Raw genomic sequence first — 20550 nt, 5'->3', positions numbered from 1 at the left:
CAGAGGTACGGTGCAAATACCGACCTCTGTAGTATGTAAGTTAAAGTGCAGACTCAATAACCTGACCATCTTGTTTATAGAGTGTCCCGCCTTTCATGACTAGTTTGACATCCTGCAGCAGGTTGATATAACGCAGCACATCGCCTTTTACGGCAATGATATCGGCATATTTCCCCGCTGATACCGTACCGCTGTGTTCATCAACTCCCATCATAACGGCCGGCCAGTATGTGGCAGCGCGAATAGCATCCATAGCAGGAATATCCATAACATCTACCCATACAGCCATCTCGTTCCACGTGCTTTGGCAATGAAATTTTGTCGGAATACCGCTGTCGGTGCCAACCAGAAAAACCACGCCCGCATCACGCAATTGTTGAATTTTGCGTTTAAGAGTTGGTTTTCGTAAGGGGGTTAGCTGCATATAGCTAAGTTGACCAGGTTTTTTCAAGGACTGGCGAATATCTTCGACGGTATCTTTCTTTAACCCCCGTTCCCAGCAATTGTTATCGAGGCGCTCTGGGTTGGATACGGTCAAGTCGTATTGCCACAGCCCCTCTACGGTTGGTGTCCAGAATAAGGGACCGCCAGCTACGCGGCCGGTCGCGGTGCGCTCATTCAACTGTTCGATAACATCAGCGGGAAATCCCGGGGCTGTGGTTAATCCGGTATGCTCAAAATTATCTACACCAATGGCCAGTCCGCGGCGGATTTCATCGGGGCGGTGAGCATGGGCAACAACTTTAAGACCTTGCTTATGTGCTTCATCCACAACGGCATTGGCTTCTTCCAGCGTCATCTTGTCATGATCTATGAGTTTGATAACGTCTACCCCGGCTTGGGCCAACTTTTTTATTTTCTTCCTGGCGTCATTAACGCCCTTTATTCCCCAGCGGTAGCTTTCGGTTCCTGGGTAAGCTTCATGTTGGATAAAGGGGCCGGATATATACAATCTGGGGCCAGGGATACGGCCTTCGTTGATACTTCGTTTAACTTCAATAGAGGCTTCCAGTGGGGCGCCAAGATCTCGCGCGCTGGTTATACCTGCAAGTAATAACTGCAATGCACTTGCCGGCATGACTTCATCTTGAAAACGTTCGGGATAGGCTTTATGCCAATGGCTATAATTGGCATGGCCTGCCAACATCAGGTGGGCATGGTTTTCCCATAAACCGGGTAATACGTCCATGCCTTCTGTAGAGATATGCTCATAGCCATCGGGTACGGGTAGGGTATCTACTGTCCCGACTTTTTCAATGCGATCATCTTTGATTAAAATCACACTATTAGCGATAGGTTGATGACCGAAACCATCAATCAGACGGCCACCTACTAGTGCTTTCAGTTCTTGCGCCTGAAGCGCCGTGGGGGACAGCAGCAAAGTCAAAAGCAAAACGGTATTTTTGGTAGACATGCGTACCTCTTATTATTGTTGAATGGGTGCAATGTCGGCTTGTCGACCTATCTACCTTAAGCAAGTTGACGAGCTAAATCTACACAACTTTGAGTGTCACTATTGGTTGTGTATTGGCTAAAAGCTATTTAATTATCTTCAACCATTCTCCCTCCTGAGGTTCGCCGCTGGGGTAATAGCCGTTAATCAGGCGTAGCTGTTCCTCGGCATAGCGGCCGATTCGCATGCGTTTGGCTATGTCGGCAAAGGTCATACCGGGGCTGGCCTGCACATAGCTGATGGTTTTGGCTTTAGGCAGCGCGGCCGTGCCTCGAGCCGGCGCGAAGCTGTGAATACTGTCTAAAAATAGCTTGTCATAGTCGGTATCGGGGGCTGGCTTATGCACTTCCCCCTGTAACATGTAGATAAGCGAGCCGCGATAAAAGATAGCCACCCGGCTGGGCTCGGCGAGCTTGTCGTCTGCTGGACGAATTCCTGTGTGCCCCAACATGCCGGCCTGACTAAAGTCCTCAGAGCGCATCAGCAGTGGGACATCGTAGTATTTACGTAAATAGTTGCCGGGGGGAAGTTCTTCCTGGCGTCGGGTCACTTCCATATGTATCAGGGCACTTTTATCCGGAGCTTCGGCCACAATGGTATGGCCGGCATTGGTCACCTGCCAGTTTTCTGGGAATACCAGGGAAAAACCCAGGCGGCTGTGGGTAAAACGATTTTCCTCTGACTGCTTGGTCTGCGCCGGACGGCGATAACTTGGACCGTAGACCAGGCCCTCCATAATATTGCGAAACTCAGCCGGGTCTTTTTCCATCACCTGGGTATTTTTTTCCAGCTCGGCGGCCTTATTCACCACTTCCTTTAGACGGGTGTCATTGCGAGGGTGGGTGGAAAATAAGCCATGATAGGTTTGCTGGCGGCCGGTTTTAGCATTGAGATGACGGGTGAATTTTTCCTGATCTTTAAGCGTGGAAATTACCTCGATCATCGCATGGGGAGAATAGCCAGCTTTAGACAGATAGCGGGCACCCAGGCCATCGGCTTCCAATTCCATTTCACGCCCATAGCCCATGACTGCCGCACTGCTCCATAAACTGGCAGCGTCCCCAACCGCCCAGGACCCTGTGGCCAGCACCGACATCACGCTTAATACCTTGGCGCCGGTTCGGGCAGTATCCTGTTGCACCGCGTGGCGGGCGGTTACATGGCCCAATTCGTGAGCCAGTACTGCTGCAAGTTGGGCTTCGCTGTGCATGTACGCCAGCAAGCCGCGATTGACATAGATATAGCCACCGGGCAGGGCAAAGGCATTAATCTGCGGATTGTCCAGCACGGTAAAGTGATAAGTAAGCTCGGGTCGTTCACCGACGCTGGTCAGCGCCTGACCAACCCGGTTCACATAAGCGGAGACTTTTTCATCCTCATATATGGGCTGAGTTTCGAGGATTTTCTGATGCATTTCCTGGCCGATTTCCAGTTCACTGGACTCGGACATAGTGACAAACTCGGCATCGCCGGTGGCTGGATTAGTAGCACAGCCGCTGAGCAAAAAAACGGCCCCCATGACGAATAACAGGCTAATTCTGTAGACCATGGCTTGGCTCTCCTTGTGGTTGGAAAAACTCACTTAACTGATTACCCAGTCCTTTACATGCCTCACTTTCAACCTGTGCCAGCAGTGGAATAGGGATCACGACTGCCGGCATGTAGGACGTGCCTTTGGCACTGGTATGAATACGTCCCGCGACGACTTCGCGTTTTAGATCCCAAATGACCGACTCATAGCCGGCCTCGTCGTCCCAGCTACCAAATCCCAGGCAACCTCCGCCAGGTACTAGCGCACAACTGATGGAACCGACACTGGATGTGGTCTCGGTATTGCCGTCTACCCAAATGAGATAGCGCAGGTTTTTCTGGCTCATGCGCTCGGCCAGCTTATCCTGTCCCCGGAGTTTGTTGATTCCTGGCAGATTGAGCGGGGCGGTACGGGGTTCAAAAAAAGGATAAAACTCGTCGAGAAACTCCTGTTCCGGGATAACCTTCAGGCCCTTATCGGCCATGGTTTCCTGTAAGCAATTAATCAAAGACGGCTCGGTTTCATAATTGTTGGCGTGGCGTCTGCCCAGAATCACAATGGACTCGCCACTATTGAGGCTAGTGCTACCTTGGCGAAATTCATCAATGGTGACACTAGAGCAACCAGTCAGGAGTAACAAGGGAACAAAATAAACAGGATTCATTGTTTTTCTCCTCGGATAGCCAGGGTATGTTGATTGAGGTTTTGCTCCATCCATTGACGTATTTCCGGCACCCGCGAGAAGTCCATCAGCAGTTTTGCTCCGGCATCGCGCAGGGCCATCTGAATAGCGAGCTCCAGCCCATCAGCATCCGTGGTGGAGAATGCGGTTGGGGTCTTGCCATAAGAGGTCATAAACCAGTCAGCCACCAGTCGGCCATTTCCTTCGTGCAGTTGCAGGTGATATTTAAACCACACCTCATATATCTTGCTGCGGGTTTCCCGTGGCACGGTATATTGGAATTCCTCCACAACCGGCGTGAGAATCAGATCGGCCGAACCAGATTGAGCGGATAATTCCACCAGGTTTTTAAACATGCCACTCAATACCCGACTGAACATCTGCATATGCGCGTCCCCTTGTTCTATGTCCCAATCTTCGCGCGCTTCATTATTCTCTTCGTAGCGGTAATGGCGTAATTCCACCGGATAGTAAGTTCCCATGGTGATGGGCATTTGTTGTACCAGAGGTTGAGGAACCTGGCTTTTTACCCGAAAGCTGCTGGAGCAACTACCAAGTAGCAAACACAGTACTAGCAGTAAAAGCGCTCTTGTCATGTTTTCCTCCTGGAGTGCCGAAAGGCACCGTGTCACCGATAATGAACGGGCTAATAGCCGGGACGAAAGTCATTTAAACCAATAAAGGTGCCGCCATTTTGTAAGGTGAGTTCGCGCATCAGGGCGGCAAAGCGAATACCTGTCATCTGGTATTGTGGGGGATTGGCAAACTGCACGGGTAATCCCACTGCATGAATTCGTACCCGCTTTTGATTGCCTTCGGCCATTTGATTAATGCGTGACACAGTGTCCACCACTTGTTTAATCGATTTGCCGGTAAACTCGTCACCAAACACATAAATACTGATCTTTTTATCTGGTGCGTAGAAGGAGCGTATGGCCGCCAGCACGCCTTCTACCGGCGAGGAGTTGCTGAACGGATGCCAGCCGCGCAGACGCTGAATAATGGCGCTGCGACGGGCCGGGGTGTCGGGGATCCATTCGCGGCGGTAGTTGCTGAACATGTAATCGCCCATATCATTCATAATCTGAATACCCTTGACGTCGGGGTAGATATCTAAGGTGGCGATAATCTCGTCGATCATGCGTTGCCAGCCGTAGTTCACCATGCTGCCGGAGGTATCTATGATGAAAATGATGTATTCGCTGTCCACCGGAATACCGCCAATTAGATCGTTTTTACGTTTGTAGTTATCGCCCAGTAAACGGCGCATTTCATCGGTTAGGCTTTGTCTGGCCAGTTCCAACTCACCTTTTTGTCTGGCGCTGAGTTGCTGGGCATCCGACAATCTGGCGTAGCGGCTTTGCATCAAGTCAAGTTCGGTGCGCAGGCGGGCTATGCGGGTCTTTTCCAGCGACAACTGTTCATGCTTGGCGGTCATTTGCCGGTTCAATATCTGGGTTTCGCCACGAAGTTCAAATAACTGGCGTTGCAGCTCTTGTATCAGCCCCTGTTGGTCCAATTCGGCTTGCTCTATGACATCCGGGGGCACATTGCGAACGATCAGCAACAGGATAATGATGGCGCCAAAGCCACAGGAGATGACATCCAGAAACGAGATGCTGAAAATATCGGTGATTTGGCGACGGCTTCTCATGGCCAGTCCTCTGAGGGGCTGAGAAAAGATCCTCCGGTATGCTGTGCCAATTGCCAGAATGCTGCTGCCGCCATAGGATCGCCCTCCATGGGGCTGAGCAATGTGTTAACCGGTACGCCTGGGGGTAAGCCTTGCACGGCTTTTTTAAACAGCTCCAAGCGCTCTATACCGGAAATCGTATTCTGACTACTGGCCGACAGTCCCTGAGTGGGCAGACCATCGGTGATAAGGAATATGTTATCGGGGAGGGGGTCTAAGCTGCCGGCAGACAAAAATGCCCGCTCCAGGCTGGTTCCCCCCGCAGGAAGAGCGGCGCGCATATTGTCCATAGCCTCTTGTAGACTGTCACGGTCACTGACTTTCAGCCAGTTACCCTGGGTTTTTTTGATCGCGGCTCGGGCGTCGGTATTAAACAGATATATCTGGTAATGGCTGTCTTTGGGAAATTGCGATACCAGCCAGGAAACTCTGTCCTGAGCGCGTAACCACTTAGGGGAAGCCCGCTGAATATCGTCCTGCATATGGCGGCGACGTATAATATTCACCAAACGTTCGTCCAACATGCTGGTGCTGGCGTCCAGTAAAATCAGAATTCGCTGGCCGCCAAGACGTAAGCCGGTCAGGTACTGACGATCGCCCATACCGACAAACTTTTGCACGTTTTCTCCCTCTCGCTGTTCGGCCAATAGTTGTTGTTTTTCTTTTTCCAATGCGGCGAGCTGGGCTTGAAGTTGTTTAATGGCTTCGTTCCACTGCTCAGGATCCAAGGTCTCAAGCATGCTGCGTTGCTGCTTGAGTTCCTGTTCTATTTGCCTGGCCAAGCCTTGTGCTTCGACCAGCTCTTCATCGGCATCAGACAGGACGTTGCGGGCTCTGACCAGATTTTCTTCCCCGATACGAATCTCTTCTTCGAGCAATCTCACTTCTGATTCATCTTGCTGTTGCAGCTGTTCGCGGCTTTCATCAATACCGTGTTTGAGCAACAAAAACAGCAGCGCCGCAGCGCCAAAGCCGCAGGACATAACATCCAAAAAGGCCAGGCTAAAGTTAGAGGTTTGGCGACGACTTCTTCTGCTCATGGCATAACCCGAATACAGCGAAGTGAGCGGCTGATATTGCCCTGGCTCAAGACTAGGTTGTCGCCAACTTTGAGTGCGGCTTCACGTTCTTTTTGTGAGGTGTGCCAGTTGCCACAAGGGATAAGTCGATGTCCCTCAGCATGCGGCTGAATACAGAACGCGGTCTCGGTAGGCGAGTGAATCAGTTGGTTGTTCTGCCAGCCATAGTTACCTTCTTGCAGGGCGAAGGCATGATCCTTATACAGTAAGTGCGTTGCCAGTGGCTGTGCTTCTGTCTGGGAAGTGCGGGGAAGCGTATCTATCAAGTTGATTCCCTCTGACGCCTGAGAAGGTACAACAAGGGCTGCGGCGTCAAGCACTGCGTGGGCATCAAGCACCTTTGCCTGAGGGAGCGCAGCGGTGATGCCGGGCAACCGAGCCAGATGGTGATCTAACCAGATGTGATGAGGGTGGTTAGTCAACAGTGACAACAAAGGGGCCATAAACTGCTGGATAAGCCCTGGCAGCTCAGAATCATCCAGTGGTAATGTGCGGTTAGCTATGCTCAGGGGGAGGCGTTGCCCGCTGTGGCAATATTGTCGGACCCATAAATACAGGGCTTGTTCGGTGTTACCTTGATGCATGGGATCAAAACGCAGCTCGTGAATATAACGTTTGGTCAGATGTTTCATCAGATAATCACACAGTGAATCTAGGCCTATGCCGCTGAGTAACTGGTAATTGCTGTGGCTGAGGCTGTCGGTTGCACTTAACTCGGTCAGTACAATGTGTTTGCTGTGTAATGCCACATGCAGATGCATGCCGTTATCGACACGATTCACTAAACTGCCCAGGGCTGTATACATCAATCCGGTCACTTGCCAGGGTGTTTCCCGCATAATTCCCAATAGCAGTGCAAGCTGAGCCTGATTAAGGTTACCGGGCACAGCCACTAAGACGGGAGAAGGGCCCACCTGCTGCGCTAGGGCGAGGAGTTGCCGATGCGCCAGATCTGCCGTATGGCGCAATTCTCCCATCAGGTTCAGTGGTTCCAGGCTCAAGCGGTGCCAGTAACCGCTGGCGCATTGGCTAGGGGCTAAGCGTTGCCCGGCCAGTGCCTGTTGATCAAACAATAACCCGTTATCCAGCTCGCGAACCAAACACTGATGTTCAATATGCTGACCTTGCCGGTATAGACTCAGGGCAATATCGTTGATTTCCAGAATGTCCATCTTGCACCTCAATCTAGTTGCTTCATCCAGCGCAGCAAGTGTTCATCGGCGTAGCGTTTAGTTTGGGTGACAACGCGTTCTTGCTGAAGCTGTAATTGATGGCTGATAAACATGATAAATATGCTGATAAGTAACGCGATAAAGGTTGAGTTAAAGGCCACACCCAAGGCCTGAGTCACGCCGGTAATATCACCTTCTATGGCCTTGTGTGCCTGTCCCAGGGCTTCACCTATCCCTCGTACCGTGCCAATAAAACCAATAGAGGGGATGGCCCAGGCAATGTAACGAACCAAGGATAGTTCGCTGTCTAAGCGATCAGACTCGGTATCGCACTGTTCTTTAATGGCATCGGCGGCGGCGGTAACATCCCCGGTTGCGGCAAAACGTTGCAGGGCGCTTAATAAGGTACGCGGGGTTAGAAGCTGTTGTTGTTTTTCGGGTAAGGCCTGAAGCGGGCGGCACAGGTTGACTGCATCGGCAGGCAATATGGTGGTGCCTTGTTCGGTCGCCAGCCAGTGGCGCGATAACATGCGCTTTTCGCCTTGTAACTGCCAGGCCTTGAATCCCATGATGGCACAGGCCCACAGCATCAAAATAAAGCAGCTTTCCTGTTCGAAATCCTTCAGCACCACGTACCAGGAACGTTGAACCTGGATGGTTTGTCCCTGACTTTGTAGTTCAATCTGTTGTTGTATTAAGGCATCCGCTTTGGGCCGGATCAGTGACACATACGTGCCATGCACCAGGATAATGGCCAGTAGTAAGCTAAACAGTTGGTAGATAAATTCACGGGGTATGCGATTTTCCATAGCGAACCTCAGATATCCGTGGGAAATGAAACCGAAGCATCTTCTGAAATCTCCTCAGAGGGGATAAAGATGCCTTCACGATTTAGCTGTGGCTGATCGGGGGCGAAAGCCTGACCGGTCTGGCAGCTCAGTACCATCGCCAGTAACATCAGTTTCAGCTTTTTGCTCATGGGCTTTCCTTTGTGATTGGGGGGAGGGACTCGGCATAACGGGCCAGGCGAAATCCCACGTCCCGGCGGGCGTCGTTGCCGTAATCCCGGTAAGACAGTCTGACTTCGGTTAAGCGGCCATGGGCCCAACTGGCACCACGTATCACATGATGAATACCTTGCTGCGCACCAAGAGGGTCGGTATTGGCCTTGAAGTTCAGTCCGGAATGGATTTGATAAACATCATGTACCCACTCTGAGACATTCCCCATCAGGTCGTACAGCCCCTTCTGGTCGGCTTGAAAACTCGCCACAGGCGCACTGACCTTGAAGCTGTCTTGATAACCCGCCAATATGTCTCCCACTAATGCCACACTCTCTAGCCCGGCCAGATTGACGCTGCCAGCGGGGGGCGGAAGTTGTTGCCCCCAATTGAATTGCTGCATGCGCTTTGATTGATAGCGTGATGCCCAGGCCCATTCCGCTTCACTGGGCAGGCGATAGCCATTGGCGCTGGCGTTAAAGCCCTGGTATTGATTCTCTTCAATAAGGTAAAAAGGTTGCAGCCCTTCCTGCGAGGACAGCCAATTGCAGAAGCGAGCGGCGTCTAGCCAACCAATGTTGACCACGGGTTGATTGTCGCCGTCCAGGCTGGCCCCCTCTGCATGCGATGAACTATGAAAGGAGGCAAACTGTCGGTATTGGCGGTTGGTCACCTCGGTCATACCCAGGTAGAAAGGACGGGCTAATGCCACCTTATGTAAGGTTTCATTGGCTCGGCGTCCTTGTTCACGTCTGGACGCACCCATCTCAAAACTCACCTGGGGGTGAAACAATTTCAGTCTGGCATCGCCTAAAAGCGTCAGTTGGGCGGGCAGTGCCTCGAATCTGGCTTGTTCAAGGGTTTTCAGATTGGCTTGCACTTTAATGGTTTGGCCGGCCTTGGGCGTCAACGTCTGGATAAAGTCAGCATAGCCGGACAGACTGACTCGCAAGGTTTGAGGATGGGTGGCCAGTTCAAGGGTTTGATTGGCTCTCCCCAGTAGAATGTCATTGATATATAAAAGGGCATCTTGGTGCTGGGTGCTTACCGAGACTTTGCCGAGCAGCGGTGCTAGAGGTAGGTTCAGTGCCTGTACACTGCCGGCGCTGGCCTGAATGTCGCGTCTGGTGGGTTGGTAACCTTCCCGCAATAGCAACAATTCATGATTTGTGCCTGCACTTAGCGACAGTTCAAGGGGGGTTTTACCTTGATACAAACCATCCACGCTGACACTTGCGCCGTTCGGCTGCGATGTGAGTTTTAGTCTGGCCGATGCGGGTAACAGTCTGGCTTGGCTGATGGTCAGGTTTTCACCGGCATTTATCTCCACCCTTTGCTGCCAGTTCTGATAACCAGGGTAGGAAAGTTGTAACTTGTGGGTACCAGCTAGCAGTTCAATATTCAACGGGGTTTGGCTAAAAGCTTGTTCGTCGATACTCAGGCTGGCCCCGCTGGGATAACTATCCAGTACTAGGGTTCCCCAGTTAGGCAACAGATTAATATCAAGGTGTTGCAACTCGTCATAGCCCTTGATCTCGATGATTTCTGTGTGGCTTTGATAGCGAGGTGCTTCGAAGCGAATCTGCTGTTTACCAAGAGGAAGGTTAGTGAGTATCCCATCGGTGTCACCCAGAGGAAGGTCATCCAGATAGGCCTGCGCTGTGACATTGCTGGTGGCTTTTAGCCGACCAGGAAGGGGAGACAGTTGAATATTAAGACGAAAGTGATCGTCAGTGGCAGTATCCAACTGCCTCTCATAAGGGCTGTAACCTGGCTGACTGATATGCAGACTGTACTGGCCCGGCATTAATAATCTGCGTCCGGCCACTTGCACATGGTAAGGGCCTGCCAAGCGAATCTGGCTGGACGCGGGACTTACCTGAATATCCAGGCTGGTGGCACTGAGTAAAAAGCCGGCGACAGCGAACAAAATAACCAGTAAGGCCGCTACCAACCACAGCCAAGGACGCCAGGCAGGGCGCCGGGGCGTGGATTGTTTGCCGCCTGGCTCAAATACTGCCGGGGTGATCAGGGTGGCATTTTTTAACTGCAGATTACTCATATACTGCCTATTTTCTCAGTACAGCGAATGCTGATGGTGGTGGGGGCTTCCCCGGCCTGTAATACAAATTCATGCATGACATCCCGGTAACCACTGCGCGTGCCTTGCAGGGTATATTTGCCTGGATAGAGTTGAATCTGTTTGCTATCGAAAATGCCCAGGCCGCCTACCTTAAAGAGTTGCACCTGAGTTTGGCTGTCAGATATCAGCTGCACTGTGACGGGTTGCCTAGCCTGGATGAGCAAATGCTGCAGATCATCAATCTGGTCGCTCAGGCGGGGGCCGGGCTGCTTGATGCGGCTGGCCTGATCAAGTAACTGCGCGGCATTGGCGTAGTGACGTTCATCTCGCAGGGCTAATGGGGCCGCGAGCCTGGCACTGAGCAGTTCATCTAATTCTGCCCTGGCGCGGGCGCGAAGCAGAGCGACGCGTACCTGCACTAATCCAGATTGCAAGGCATCAGCCTGCTTGTAGTGCTCTATGGCTTGCGGCCACTGCTCCTGCGCCTCCAGCATCTGCCCCTGATGCATAAGCTGAGTGATGCGTTGTGCCAGTTGCTTGCTTTTGGCCTGGCGCATGGCATCCAAGCTGTCTTGATCGTTCGGCTTAAGATGAAGTGCCTGGGTGAATGCCTCAATGGCCTGTTGGGTGGCATTGTTAGCCAACGCAGACAGACCGTTTGACATATAACGACGATGCAGACGATCCAATTTATTCTGTTGCAGTCGCGCCAGAGTCTGACTGGCCCCTGAATGCAGAGGATCCAAGCCATGGGCTTGGTTGGCCAGGTCAATGGCTTCATCCAACTTGCCATCTTCTTCTGCATATTGGCTGGCGGTCATCAGTTTCAGCAGTGCGGGTAAGCCTTGCGCCCGGTTTAAGCCGGATTGCGCCGCTTCTTGCTCCGGCGCTATGGCATAGGCCAGTTCAAAAGCCTGCAAAGCTGCATCCGCGTCGTCTTTGGCCAGCGCCAGTTGCCCTTCATTCAGCGCCGTTTCCAGCACTTGTTGCCCTTGTGTTTGCAAGTCTTGCAGCGCTAGCAGGCTTGCTTGGTATTGTTCCAACGCCTGGGAAAACTGACGCTGTTGATAAAACTCATCCCCCTTGGCTGCGACCTGCAGCGCTTGCTGAAAACTTGCCTCGGCCCAGCGCTTTACGGCAATGTCTTCCAGCGCTTGTTGCACCTTTAACAGGTTCTGCAGAACGTCCTGCGCCTCACGTCTGGCTTTCGCCAATTGGGCGTCCTGAAACGGACTGTCTTCAAGCTTCTCAAATACGGGCTCAGCGGCTGGTAAAGCAGTATCGTCTGCCTTTGGCAGCCAATCAGGTAGATAAAAAATGGCCACAATCAGCAGCAGGCAAAACAAGGCCAAAGGCAGCAGAATATAAGGCTTGCCACCGGGGTGGATCGGCGTACCTACCCGCGCTTCTGAAAAACGAGGGGATGGGGTGCTGTTGTCTGATTTTTCATCCTGCATAACTGCCTCCCGGGATTAGAGTTCGGATTTGCCGCGCTCTAGCTGATAGATTTCCCTGAGTAAGGTTTTCCATTGCTGATACTGGTCATCTACCGTGCCAGACAACGTGACGGTGCGATCCTCCAGCTCAATGCTTTGGGGCGCGATACTGGCTTCCAGTGACTCTCCCAACTCCAATAACGCATCAACATGAATTTGTGCCTGATCGGCTTTATCCATGCCGCTTTTGAGCATATATCCGCCGCCTGCGACGCCCACGTAAGAAGCGGCTCTGGCGACTGCATCTGGACTGCCTGCGCCTAGGACGCCACCAAGAATGGTGGCGGCACCAAGCATAATGCGTTTACGTGACTCCTCCTCAAGCTCGCGCATGGCGATAACTTCCTGATAGCTTTGACCTCGCCAGGCCCGATAGGCCACGGTCATCTCCCGGGCGTACTGCGAGTAGTACTCCTGTAGGGTATCTATATACATTTGGTCACGCTCACGAATGGCTTGCAGGCGCTGCATCATGTTGTCACCTGATGCGGGGAGGCGGTTAATTTCAAAGTAGCCGCTGCTATCTTGTGTTACGTAGTCGCCAAATACTTGGGGGGAAAACTCACTGGCAAACCGCAATCCGGCTAACTCATGCAGATAGGCAACCTGCTGCTCATTGAGCTGTTGTCGATACTGAAGTAAATCGTTGGCGATACGGTTGTAAAGATCGGCAAAGGGCTCGCCACTTTGCTTATATTTGGGATCATAGGCATAGCGGCTGGCCATACTTTCATATTCTTTTTCCAGCCAGGTGCGACCGCTGGCATCATAGGCATGAATTAAAAGACGTAGCTTTTCTCCATCCGAAGATAGAATTTTCCCTGTCACATTTAGATCCAACGGAACAGTGTTTTGCGGGACAATGCGAACAGGCCCCCAAGCGGCGCTTTTCTGCATGGCCTGCATTAACTGGAAGGGAAAATACTGGCTTTCCGCTTTACGGATTTCGGCAAAGTAAAGGGTGCTTTCGTCGTCATCCTCAGGCATTTCACCCACATCAAAGCGCACAATCGCCACATCCAGCAGTTGATTTTCATTGAGCAGGGTTTGCTGGGTAACAACGGGCGTGGTGTTGGTGGTCTTCACCTGGTAGCTGGCACAACCGTTGATCATGAATCCACTCATCACACAGCCGAACAGGAATAAATATTTCATTTGTGTCTCCCGATTATCCTGATTGCCCGCTGGTGGACTTTTTCAGTGGCAAACCTTTGTATTTGCGATACTCATTCCAAAGCTGCTCTCTTAGCACAGGGTCTCGCTCTTTGATGGCCGCCTCGCGAATTTGTCTGGCAACCACATCATCCTCATTAGCATCGGGAATATCCGCTGGCACGCCACTGACACCGGGTAACGGAGCGCCCCCTTCGGGCAAGGGCGAGCCTGCTGAGGATGGCGCTCCAGAAGAAGATGTGTCGCCAGCCGGCGAACTTTGCTGATTGGCTTGTTCACCGCCGAAACCTCGATCTTCAGCGGATTCAGCCATCTCCTCGTCGCCACTGTTGTCCTCGGGCAACGAGGCACCTTGCTTGGCGGCCCGATCTCGTATGTAGCTATTTTCCCGCAGTATCATCTGGTCGTACTGGCCCATAGCGCTGTCTAAACGGGCATCGGCTTTAGCGATAAGCTGTTCGTCTGTTGCGGTATTTTGTTGAGACGCTGCTTCTTGACTGGTGGTCGTGGTCTGTGAAGCTGAAGACGAAGAAGACGAAGAAGACGAAGAAGACGAAGAAGACGAAGAAGCTGCACTTACTTCCTCTGAAAAGTCGATATCGTCTGACTCACTTTGCCCTTCGCCTTGTATGCCATCATTGGACTCATTGCTGGACTCTTCATAACCACTGGCGTTACCACCTAGATCTTGCTCATTCTGACCTGCACCGACGTCTGGCTGATGCATCCCTTCATTGCCCATACCCTCTGTTTGTTGCCCGGTGTTGCCGGCACTGCCGTACGGCTCCGCCCCCGTTTGTTGATTGCCTTGTTGTTGTCCCTGAGTGCCTTGCTCTGAGGCTTCCCCTGTCGCAGAAGCCGGACTGCGCTGTGCCTGGCCATCCTTGGATGAGGATTGTCTCTGGGACTGACTAGGTTGACTGCCACTGGAAGGCCTTGATGGTGTTGACTGGCTCTGGCCTTGTCCTTGTTCCTGGCTTTGCCCCTGTCCTTGCCCCGACGAAGTGCTCGGCTGGCTAGGTGGACTGGGTTGAGACGGTTGAGGTGTTGGAGGGGAGGGCTGCGATGTAGACTCACAACCACTCAACGCCATAAACAACGCAGTAGCTAGCAGCGACACTCTGTATCGTTGATTGGGTTTTCGAATCGACATAATACTGCTCCTATGGGTTGCTGAGTTTCAGCCGAACACCCTGCGTATCTATGGGTTCCTCTTCTTCAAAGCGTGGGCGAAAACTGGCCGTACGCAAGAATTTAAGTGCTCTGGAACGCATAGCGGTTGCATCCAATGGATTGGAATCAAGTAACTGAATATTGTTAGCTTTGCCGTGGGCATTGACATCAAAGCTGGCCAGCACAAAGCGGTCCGGCTCCCTATTCTGACCATCATCAGCAAGGAATAAGCGGGAGTCCGGCAGCAAGGTGGGCCGCTCAAAAAGCTTGATGGCGCTACTTTCATGTCCCTGGCGAGCCAATTCCCTGGCTTCCCGATAGGTATTAAATGCATGACTGGTTTTACCAAACATCAGATACCAGTCTGCTAGCCCCACTCTGGCTAGCACTTTACCTTGCATGGCGGCTGACTCAGTTTGGGCGTCATAAATTTCCACCATTTTTTCCAGGGCGATTTTGCCATCCCGATAATTCTCTGTGCGATAGTCAACAGCGGGTAAGCCCATGTAAAAACTGCCTTGACGGGTCATATCCAGGTTGTCAAAACTGAACTCCAACTGCGCTGGCCCAAGCTGCGATTTAAAAAAGCTGGCCATCACTAACCCTTTGAGGCTCTGCACCATACGGGGATCTTTGTCGCCGAAGTTGGCCAGGATAATGTCATGGGTCTGCTGGTAGAGCGCTTCTGACTGCAGCAGCCTGACATAAGCCTCGTTGAGAAATTCATGATGGTGAACAAACAGCAGCCAACTGGCATAACTGAACAAGTAGGGCAGTAGCTGAGGATCGTCTGGTTTGTAATTGCGATTAACCAGCCAATATACTCGCTGGTGCATGTCATCCAGCTCTTTCCAACGCTTTTGCGCCATCATGCTGCTATGCATTTTTTCAATAATTGGTACTTGTGCCAGAGCGTAAATCCCCTGACTTATCTTGGTGATTTGCAGTGCCCGGGAAAAACTGTCAATGGCTAACTCGTGCTGGTTTTGCTGTTGATAGGCAACCCCAAGCTGAGCCAGTAACTGTCCTAACTGTGGACTGTAGGTTCCTTCATCCTGCTGAACGCGATCAATTTCCTGCAAGTAGGGTCGGATAGATTGCATATCCAGCTCTGCTGCGGGCGAGGCAGGGGACAACAGCAAACATATCAATACAGAAGGACTTACCAAGCAACGGGCAGCAATACACATAATACAACCCCAAGGAACGAGTTATTTACCTGAAACCTCTTACCTGATCAGCGTGCTCAAGGGCTTATCAGGTAGTGATAGTGTGTTTCCCGGTGTCCTATGTTCAGCTGCCTGCCGGATATCGTTGTTTTGTTCTGGATCCTTGTGTCAAAAATGCCCGGGCCATCGCCCTATGAGGATATTTTTGCGCCTGGATAGATGCCCACACTGAGCTGTCAAAGGCATGACAGCGGTGACATCCTTGCTTATTAATCAGAAGCTTAGGGTGTCATAACTTGGGCTTACTGCGAGTATAGTTAATGTGTAATTAAAATGTTAAAAATTTCTTGAACATTTTTTTTGATTGTGGTTGAACCCATGATTTCTCAAGACTTAGGGGGAATGAGTATCTGCAGGACATCGTCGACGAATGTTCCGACAACGTCGGCATCCCATCCATAGCTGGAAATAAAAAGACCGAGCACTGACCGGTCTTTTCTGTCATTTATCTTTTCAGTATGTCCCCGGCGGGGTCATTAACGCCGGGCAGGGGCTGGGCCTTAAGAGTGGGAACTGGCTGCGCTTGCAATTGTTTGCTGAGATAGTCGAGCGCATAGGTCAATTGAGCATCTTGGCCCATATAAGTCGCATGGGGCAAGTTATCCACCTCTATTGTGGGTTCAACACCGTGGCCTTCCACTATCCAGCGACCATCCATGGCAAACTGGGCAAATTCCGCCACTCTGGCCATACCATTGTCGGTCAGACGATTTCGACCGGTCAGCCATACCCCGGCTCCGGCCGTGCGCTTGCCCACTACAGGCGCCAGATTCAGAGCCTTAACGGCGGCGGTAAAAGTTTCGCCGTCTGAGTAGGTATACTGATCAGCCAATACCACTAAATGCCCTCTGAACGCAGACTGCATATTGGTATTGGCTTCACCTCGGGTATTTTCCCAAAATGCCCAGGCTTTGCGCATCAGCTTCTCAATCAGCCAACTGTCGATATTTCCGCCGCGGTTACGACGAACGTCGATAACCAAGCCCTTTTTGTTGTAGTTGGCGTAGAACTCACGGGCAAACTCGGCAATATCATTGCCGCCCATGGCATAAATATGCAGATAACCAACATCAGGGTTGGCTTGTTCCACTTTCTGGCGATTCTGATTCACCCAGTCCAGATATTGCAGGCGGCTAGCGTCTCTATTGCTAATTGGTGTGACCACGGTTTGGTGAGACTTTCCGCCGCGCTTGAGCTGCAGTAAAACCTGTTTGTTTTGCTGGTTTCGAAGGGCGCTGTATAGTTCACCAACCTGGCTGACAGGCTGGCCATTAACGGCCAGGATAATATCGCCCGGTTTGGCATCAACCCCGGGTTTAGCCAGTGGCGAAGCGCGCTCCGGCAGCTCTGGGTCGTGTTGGAAGATATGAGAGATTTGCACTCCTTTGGCGGTTGGCGCAAAGGTTGCTGCCAATGAGGCGGCGCGAGGGCGTTCGTTGGCTTTAGGGAAATCTCCGCCGTATACCTGAGAGTGCAGGGTATTCAATTCACCCATCATCTGCGCGAACACGTCGTTAAGTTCATATCGATCGGTAACACGTTCCAGCAGCGGCTGATATTTGTCTTTTACCGCAGCCCAATCAAGGCCACGCATACGCGTATCAAACAGCGAATCTCGGTGCATTAGCCAGGCGTCATGGAACATCTGTTGCCATTCTTCACTGGGTTTAAGCAGCATTTGCCAGTCTTGGCTATTGAGCTTGTTCTGGCTGCTATCAGCGGGAAACTTCTGCTTGGCGTCCACAATAAAGATATTGGCGTTATCTGCACCTTGCTGCCGTACCAGCATTTTCTTGCCGTCAGCCGACAGGGTAAACTCCGCAATATCGTCTTTAAAGGTTTCCAGCTTGGCTTGTGGGTTGATCTCAATAGACTTAATCGCTGGCTTGCTGCCTGGTTCACTAATTTGATCCAGTACATACAAGTAGTCTTTATTGGCCTGAAGTCCCTTGTAATTGCCTGCAGGCGCCTTAACCTGCCAAAGCCGCTGGCTGATACCTTGCCAGTCCAGCTCTGAGGCTTTCTTAGCCGACTTGTTGTTTTTGCTGTCTTTTTCCTTTTTATCTTCATCGGCCTTGTTATCCAAACCGGCTAACAATTCATCATCGGCCTGGAAGGGGAAACGGGCTTTCGGGTCCAGCGCATAAGCAAATATCTGGCTGCGCCGGTCAAAGGCCGGGCCCATATTACGATCACCCCAGGGAGAGTTTGGCGTAGCGACGAAATGGCGGTTAGACAGGAAATACAACCATTTTCCATCATCGCTGAAAGCGGGGGCATAGGACTCATATTTCTCAGACGTGAGAATTTGCGAGCGCTTTTTTTTAACGTCAAACAGCGTGATTTGCCCACGATCTTTACCCAGTCCTGTACCGGCCATGGCCAGCAGGCTGCTATCCGGTGACCAGCTCAGGCTGGTAAGCGCAGAGAGACCAGCATAACCACTGATAATTTTGCGGTTTTTACCGCTGGTTAAATCGAGTAGCCAGACATTGCCGTTTTTATCATCATGCACCAAGGAGTTACCGTCCGGTGACAAGCTCAGGTTCCAGCGATAAGTATTGCCATCCTGGGTTAATTGCTTGGCGTTACTTGAGCCGTCAGCTGCGTAGCGCCAGATCTCCATTTCGCCGCTGGCATCGTTAAAGGCGTATACCCATTTTCCGTCATGACTGAGCAGGGCATTGCGACTGCGCGAGTTTTTCGGTGTGGCGATTTCAACTAAACGGGATTTGTCTATGCCGGACACGGCAATGCGTCCTCGGGCGGTTAAGACGGCTTTTTCCTGCTCACCGGCAAGACTGGTGGATGTTAAGTAACGCAGGGGGGTGTTTTCCCAGTGTTCACGCAGATTGGGAAAATCCGAGGTGAGATTCAATGGCAGTTTTTGCATTGCGCCACTGACCAGGTCTAACAGCTGCAAGTCGGCACCCAACTGGAATACCAGCTTATCACCGCTGAGGCTGGCGTGACGCACGGCTAAATCCTTGAATTGGGTAACCTGCTCTATATCGGATCCATCCAGATTCATGCGCCAGATATTATCGTTGCCACTGTTATCCGAGATAAAATACAACTTGTTGTTATGCAGCATAGGACGGCGTACTGAACCATCGTGGCTGTCGGTCAGGGCCTTCGCTTCTTGGTGCTTCCCTGGTATGAAATGCCACAGCTCACCGGTTGCGCCGCCGCGGTATTGACGGGTGTTATCTACAGACACTTGCAGACCAAACTGACTGAAATACAAATGCTTGCCTGAGTCGTCCAACACCCCTTCCACGGCGTCGGCCACTTCCAGTTCAGTGACTTGTAGATTTTCGGGGTTTACACTTAGCAGGTTCCAACTGTTTGACATGCCTGTACGGCCGGTTGTGCTATAAAGCACCTCGCCTGAGGCTGTCCAGCCGTGCACTTTTACTTGTGCTTGCTCAAACGTAAGGCGCTTAGCCAGACCACCCTCAATAGGCAGCATATACACCTCGTTGGCTCCCTCATAGTTCGCTACAAAAGCGACATATTTGCCGTCTTTAGATAAGGCCGCCATGGTTTCTTCTGCGGGGTGAGTGGTTAGGCGTCTGGCCTGAGACTGATTGAGGCCCGCTACCCACAGATCGCCTTCTGCGGTAAATACTAAAGTATTCCCTGCCAGTGCCGGAAAACGGTAATAACCTTCGGCTGCATTAGCCAGAGTGCTGACGCCAAACATCAGGCTTAATAAGAGTTTTATCTTCATCAGGTGTCCTTATTGGCATTTAACACATGCCTTCTCATTTTTAACGGGGTCAATATGCCCTGGGGCAAGCCTATTGCAGACTAGAGGGCTTGTGAACACGGATCTGTGTTAAAACTGTAACAATACGTGCTCAACAGGTGCTAGCTAAAACAGACTAGTCTGGCTGGCCTGACGTGGCAGATTGATGGCAAAAGGTGAGGAGCCTTTGGGCCAGTCCTGAAAAAATTGCTCAGCCAAAAAAGGGGCATCGGCGTTATCCGCTAGGTGGAAAAACATAAAAGGGGTTTTGCCTTCGTCCAGCCATTGCTGCAGCTTGCTGTGCCAGCTTTGGTAAAAACGCCGGTTGGTCGGAATATCCGGATGGCCTACAAAGCGCACGATAGGGCGCTCAGCCGTGGCAATCACATTAACCGGTACGCGTGGTTTTTTCATTTTCACTTCGCCCAAAAGCCCGTTATTGCCCTTGGCACTGAATAGGCCGCGGGTGTCCATAATGACGCGATTAACTCCTCTGTCCAGCAGCAATCTGTTGAATTGGCGCTCTTCTTCGCCTTTGGCAAAAAACGCCGGATGACGCACTTCCACTCCATAGTGAAAACCTTCCGGCAGCAGTTGTAAAAAATGCTGCAAACGCGGCAAGTGCTGAGGGCCAAAATGAGCAGGGAGTTGCAACATCAGGCAACCAATTTGTGTGGCCATAGGCCTAAAGCGGGCCAGAAAATCTAGCGTTTGCTGCTCTACATTCAGCAGCAGTTGATGGTGGCTGATACCCTGGTGGAATTTAAAGCAAAATCGAAAGTGTTCGGGTACGCTTTGCTGCCAGCGCCGTAAGTTTGCTTGATCGGGAATCTGGTAAAAACTGGTATTGCCCTCTACCGAATTAAACAACCTGCTGTAGTGGTAGAGGCTTTGGGCAGCAGAACTGGCGGCGGGGAAAATACTGCTGGACCACGCATCCATATGCCACATAGGGCAGCCAGCATAAAGGGATGAAAAAGATGGCATGGTAATCCAGACAAACAGCAAAGGCCGGCCAGTCTATCAAAGTAACA

The 20550-nt window shown here is 51.6% G+C and carries 16 protein-coding genes; all 16 read right to left on the bottom strand.

Annotation, left to right across the window (positions count from 1 at the left end; translation table 11 throughout):
* Positions 1-40: 40 nt before the first annotated feature.
* Positions 41-1414 carry an amidohydrolase family protein gene (locus IEX02_RS19690; protein ID WP_188699172.1) on the bottom strand — a complete coding sequence of 458 codons (1374 nt, stop codon included), beginning with the start codon at positions 1412-1414 and terminating at the stop codon, positions 41-43.
* A gap of 124 nt (positions 1415-1538) precedes the next feature.
* A complete protein-coding gene (locus tag IEX02_RS19685) occupies positions 1539-3002 on the bottom strand; it encodes a M48 family metalloprotease (protein ID WP_229702304.1) in 1464 nt (487 codons plus the stop codon).
* A complete protein-coding gene (locus tag IEX02_RS19680) occupies positions 2986-3648 on the bottom strand; it encodes a hypothetical protein (protein ID WP_188699171.1) in 663 nt (220 codons plus the stop codon). Before IEX02_RS19680 ends, IEX02_RS19685 begins: the two co-directional genes overlap by 17 nt.
* Entirely contained in the window at positions 3645-4262 is a 618-nt protein-coding gene (locus IEX02_RS19675; protein ID WP_188699170.1) for a hypothetical protein, read from the bottom strand. Before IEX02_RS19675 ends, IEX02_RS19680 begins: the two co-directional genes overlap by 4 nt.
* 50 nt (positions 4263-4312) lie before the next feature.
* The gene (locus IEX02_RS19670; RefSeq protein WP_188699169.1) at positions 4313-5320 is read right to left on the bottom strand and encodes a vWA domain-containing protein; all 1008 of its coding nucleotides are present in this window, start codon (positions 5318-5320) and stop codon (positions 4313-4315) included.
* Complete coding sequence (locus tag IEX02_RS19665; protein WP_188699168.1) at positions 5317-6399, bottom strand: vWA domain-containing protein; 1083 nt, start codon at positions 6397-6399, stop codon at positions 5317-5319. The genes IEX02_RS19670 and IEX02_RS19665 overlap by 4 nt, the downstream gene beginning before the upstream one ends.
* A complete protein-coding gene (locus IEX02_RS19660) occupies positions 6396-7610 on the bottom strand; it encodes a hypothetical protein (protein ID WP_188699167.1) in 1215 nt (404 codons plus the stop codon). Before IEX02_RS19660 ends, IEX02_RS19665 begins: the two co-directional genes overlap by 4 nt.
* Positions 7611-7618: 8 nt before the next feature.
* Positions 7619-8419, bottom strand: coding sequence for a MotA/TolQ/ExbB proton channel family protein (locus tag IEX02_RS19655; protein ID WP_188699166.1), 801 nt, complete (start codon positions 8417-8419; stop codon positions 7619-7621).
* An 8-nt stretch (positions 8420-8427) separates the two neighbouring features.
* Positions 8428-8589 (bottom strand): hypothetical protein, encoded by a 162-nt coding sequence (locus IEX02_RS19650; protein WP_188699165.1) that lies wholly within the window; start codon positions 8587-8589, stop codon positions 8428-8430.
* Positions 8586-10673 (bottom strand): PEGA domain-containing protein, encoded by a 2088-nt coding sequence (locus IEX02_RS19645; RefSeq protein WP_188699164.1) that lies wholly within the window; start codon positions 10671-10673, stop codon positions 8586-8588. The genes IEX02_RS19650 and IEX02_RS19645 overlap by 4 nt, the downstream gene beginning before the upstream one ends.
* Complete coding sequence (locus IEX02_RS19640; RefSeq protein ID WP_188699163.1) at positions 10670-12151, bottom strand: tetratricopeptide repeat protein; 1482 nt, start codon at positions 12149-12151, stop codon at positions 10670-10672. The genes IEX02_RS19645 and IEX02_RS19640 overlap by 4 nt, the downstream gene beginning before the upstream one ends.
* Positions 12152-12166: 15 nt before the next feature.
* A complete protein-coding gene (locus IEX02_RS19635) occupies positions 12167-13345 on the bottom strand; it encodes a hypothetical protein (RefSeq protein ID WP_188699162.1) in 1179 nt (392 codons plus the stop codon).
* Between the two features lie 13 nt (positions 13346-13358).
* Positions 13359-14516 (bottom strand): hypothetical protein, encoded by a 1158-nt coding sequence (locus tag IEX02_RS19630; RefSeq protein WP_188699161.1) that lies wholly within the window; start codon positions 14514-14516, stop codon positions 13359-13361.
* A gap of 10 nt (positions 14517-14526) precedes the next feature.
* Positions 14527-15639 (bottom strand): tetratricopeptide repeat protein, encoded by a 1113-nt coding sequence (locus IEX02_RS19625; RefSeq protein ID WP_188699160.1) that lies wholly within the window; start codon positions 15637-15639, stop codon positions 14527-14529.
* Positions 15640-16210: 571 nt separating this feature from the next.
* Positions 16211-19498: a S41 family peptidase gene (locus IEX02_RS19620; protein ID WP_188699159.1), complete on the bottom strand. Its 3288-nt coding sequence runs from the start codon at positions 19496-19498 to the stop codon at positions 16211-16213.
* Between the two features lie 144 nt (positions 19499-19642).
* On the bottom strand, positions 19643-20503 hold the full coding sequence (locus IEX02_RS19615) for a DUF72 domain-containing protein (RefSeq protein ID WP_188699158.1): 861 nt from the start codon (positions 20501-20503) through the stop codon (positions 19643-19645).
* Positions 20504-20550 lie beyond the last annotated feature (47 nt).

The organism is Bowmanella pacifica (genome assembly GCF_014645355.1).
Taxonomy (GTDB): domain Bacteria; phylum Pseudomonadota; class Gammaproteobacteria; order Enterobacterales; family Alteromonadaceae; genus Bowmanella; species Bowmanella pacifica.
The sequence above is the reverse complement of the archived record's forward strand: the minus strand, read 5'-3'. Positions and strand labels throughout refer to the sequence as shown.

Coding starts and splice junctions, on each gene's coding strand:
- IEX02_RS19690 (WP_188699172.1), bottom strand. CDS start 1,414: ATGTCTACCAAAAATACCGTTTTGCTTTTGACTTTGCTGCTGTCCCCC.
- IEX02_RS19640 (WP_188699163.1), bottom strand. CDS start 12,151: ATGCAGGATGAAAAATCAGACAACAGCACCCCATCCCCTCGTTTTTCA.
- IEX02_RS19685 (WP_229702304.1), bottom strand. CDS start 3,002: ATGGTCTACAGAATTAGCCTGTTATTCGTCATGGGGGCCGTTTTTTTG.
- IEX02_RS19625 (WP_188699160.1), bottom strand. CDS start 15,639: ATGCAATCTATCCGACCCTACTTGCAGGAAATTGATCGCGTTCAGCAG.
- IEX02_RS19660 (WP_188699167.1), bottom strand. CDS start 7,610: ATGGACATTCTGGAAATCAACGATATTGCCCTGAGTCTATACCGGCAA.
- IEX02_RS19675 (WP_188699170.1), bottom strand. CDS start 4,262: ATGACAAGAGCGCTTTTACTGCTAGTACTGTGTTTGCTACTTGGTAGT.
- IEX02_RS19620 (WP_188699159.1), bottom strand. CDS start 19,498: ATGAAGATAAAACTCTTATTAAGCCTGATGTTTGGCGTCAGCACTCTG.
- IEX02_RS19635 (WP_188699162.1), bottom strand. CDS start 13,345: ATGAAATATTTATTCCTGTTCGGCTGTGTGATGAGTGGATTCATGATC.
- IEX02_RS19650 (WP_188699165.1), bottom strand. CDS start 8,589: ATGAGCAAAAAGCTGAAACTGATGTTACTGGCGATGGTACTGAGCTGC.
- IEX02_RS19665 (WP_188699168.1), bottom strand. CDS start 6,399: ATGAGCAGAAGAAGTCGTCGCCAAACCTCTAACTTTAGCCTGGCCTTT.
- IEX02_RS19630 (WP_188699161.1), bottom strand. CDS start 14,516: ATGTCGATTCGAAAACCCAATCAACGATACAGAGTGTCGCTGCTAGCT.
- IEX02_RS19655 (WP_188699166.1), bottom strand. CDS start 8,419: ATGGAAAATCGCATACCCCGTGAATTTATCTACCAACTGTTTAGCTTA.
- IEX02_RS19645 (WP_188699164.1), bottom strand. CDS start 10,673: ATGAGTAATCTGCAGTTAAAAAATGCCACCCTGATCACCCCGGCAGTA.
- IEX02_RS19615 (WP_188699158.1), bottom strand. CDS start 20,503: ATGCCATCTTTTTCATCCCTTTATGCTGGCTGCCCTATGTGGCATATG.
- IEX02_RS19670 (WP_188699169.1), bottom strand. CDS start 5,320: ATGAGAAGCCGTCGCCAAATCACCGATATTTTCAGCATCTCGTTTCTG.
- IEX02_RS19680 (WP_188699171.1), bottom strand. CDS start 3,648: ATGAATCCTGTTTATTTTGTTCCCTTGTTACTCCTGACTGGTTGCTCT.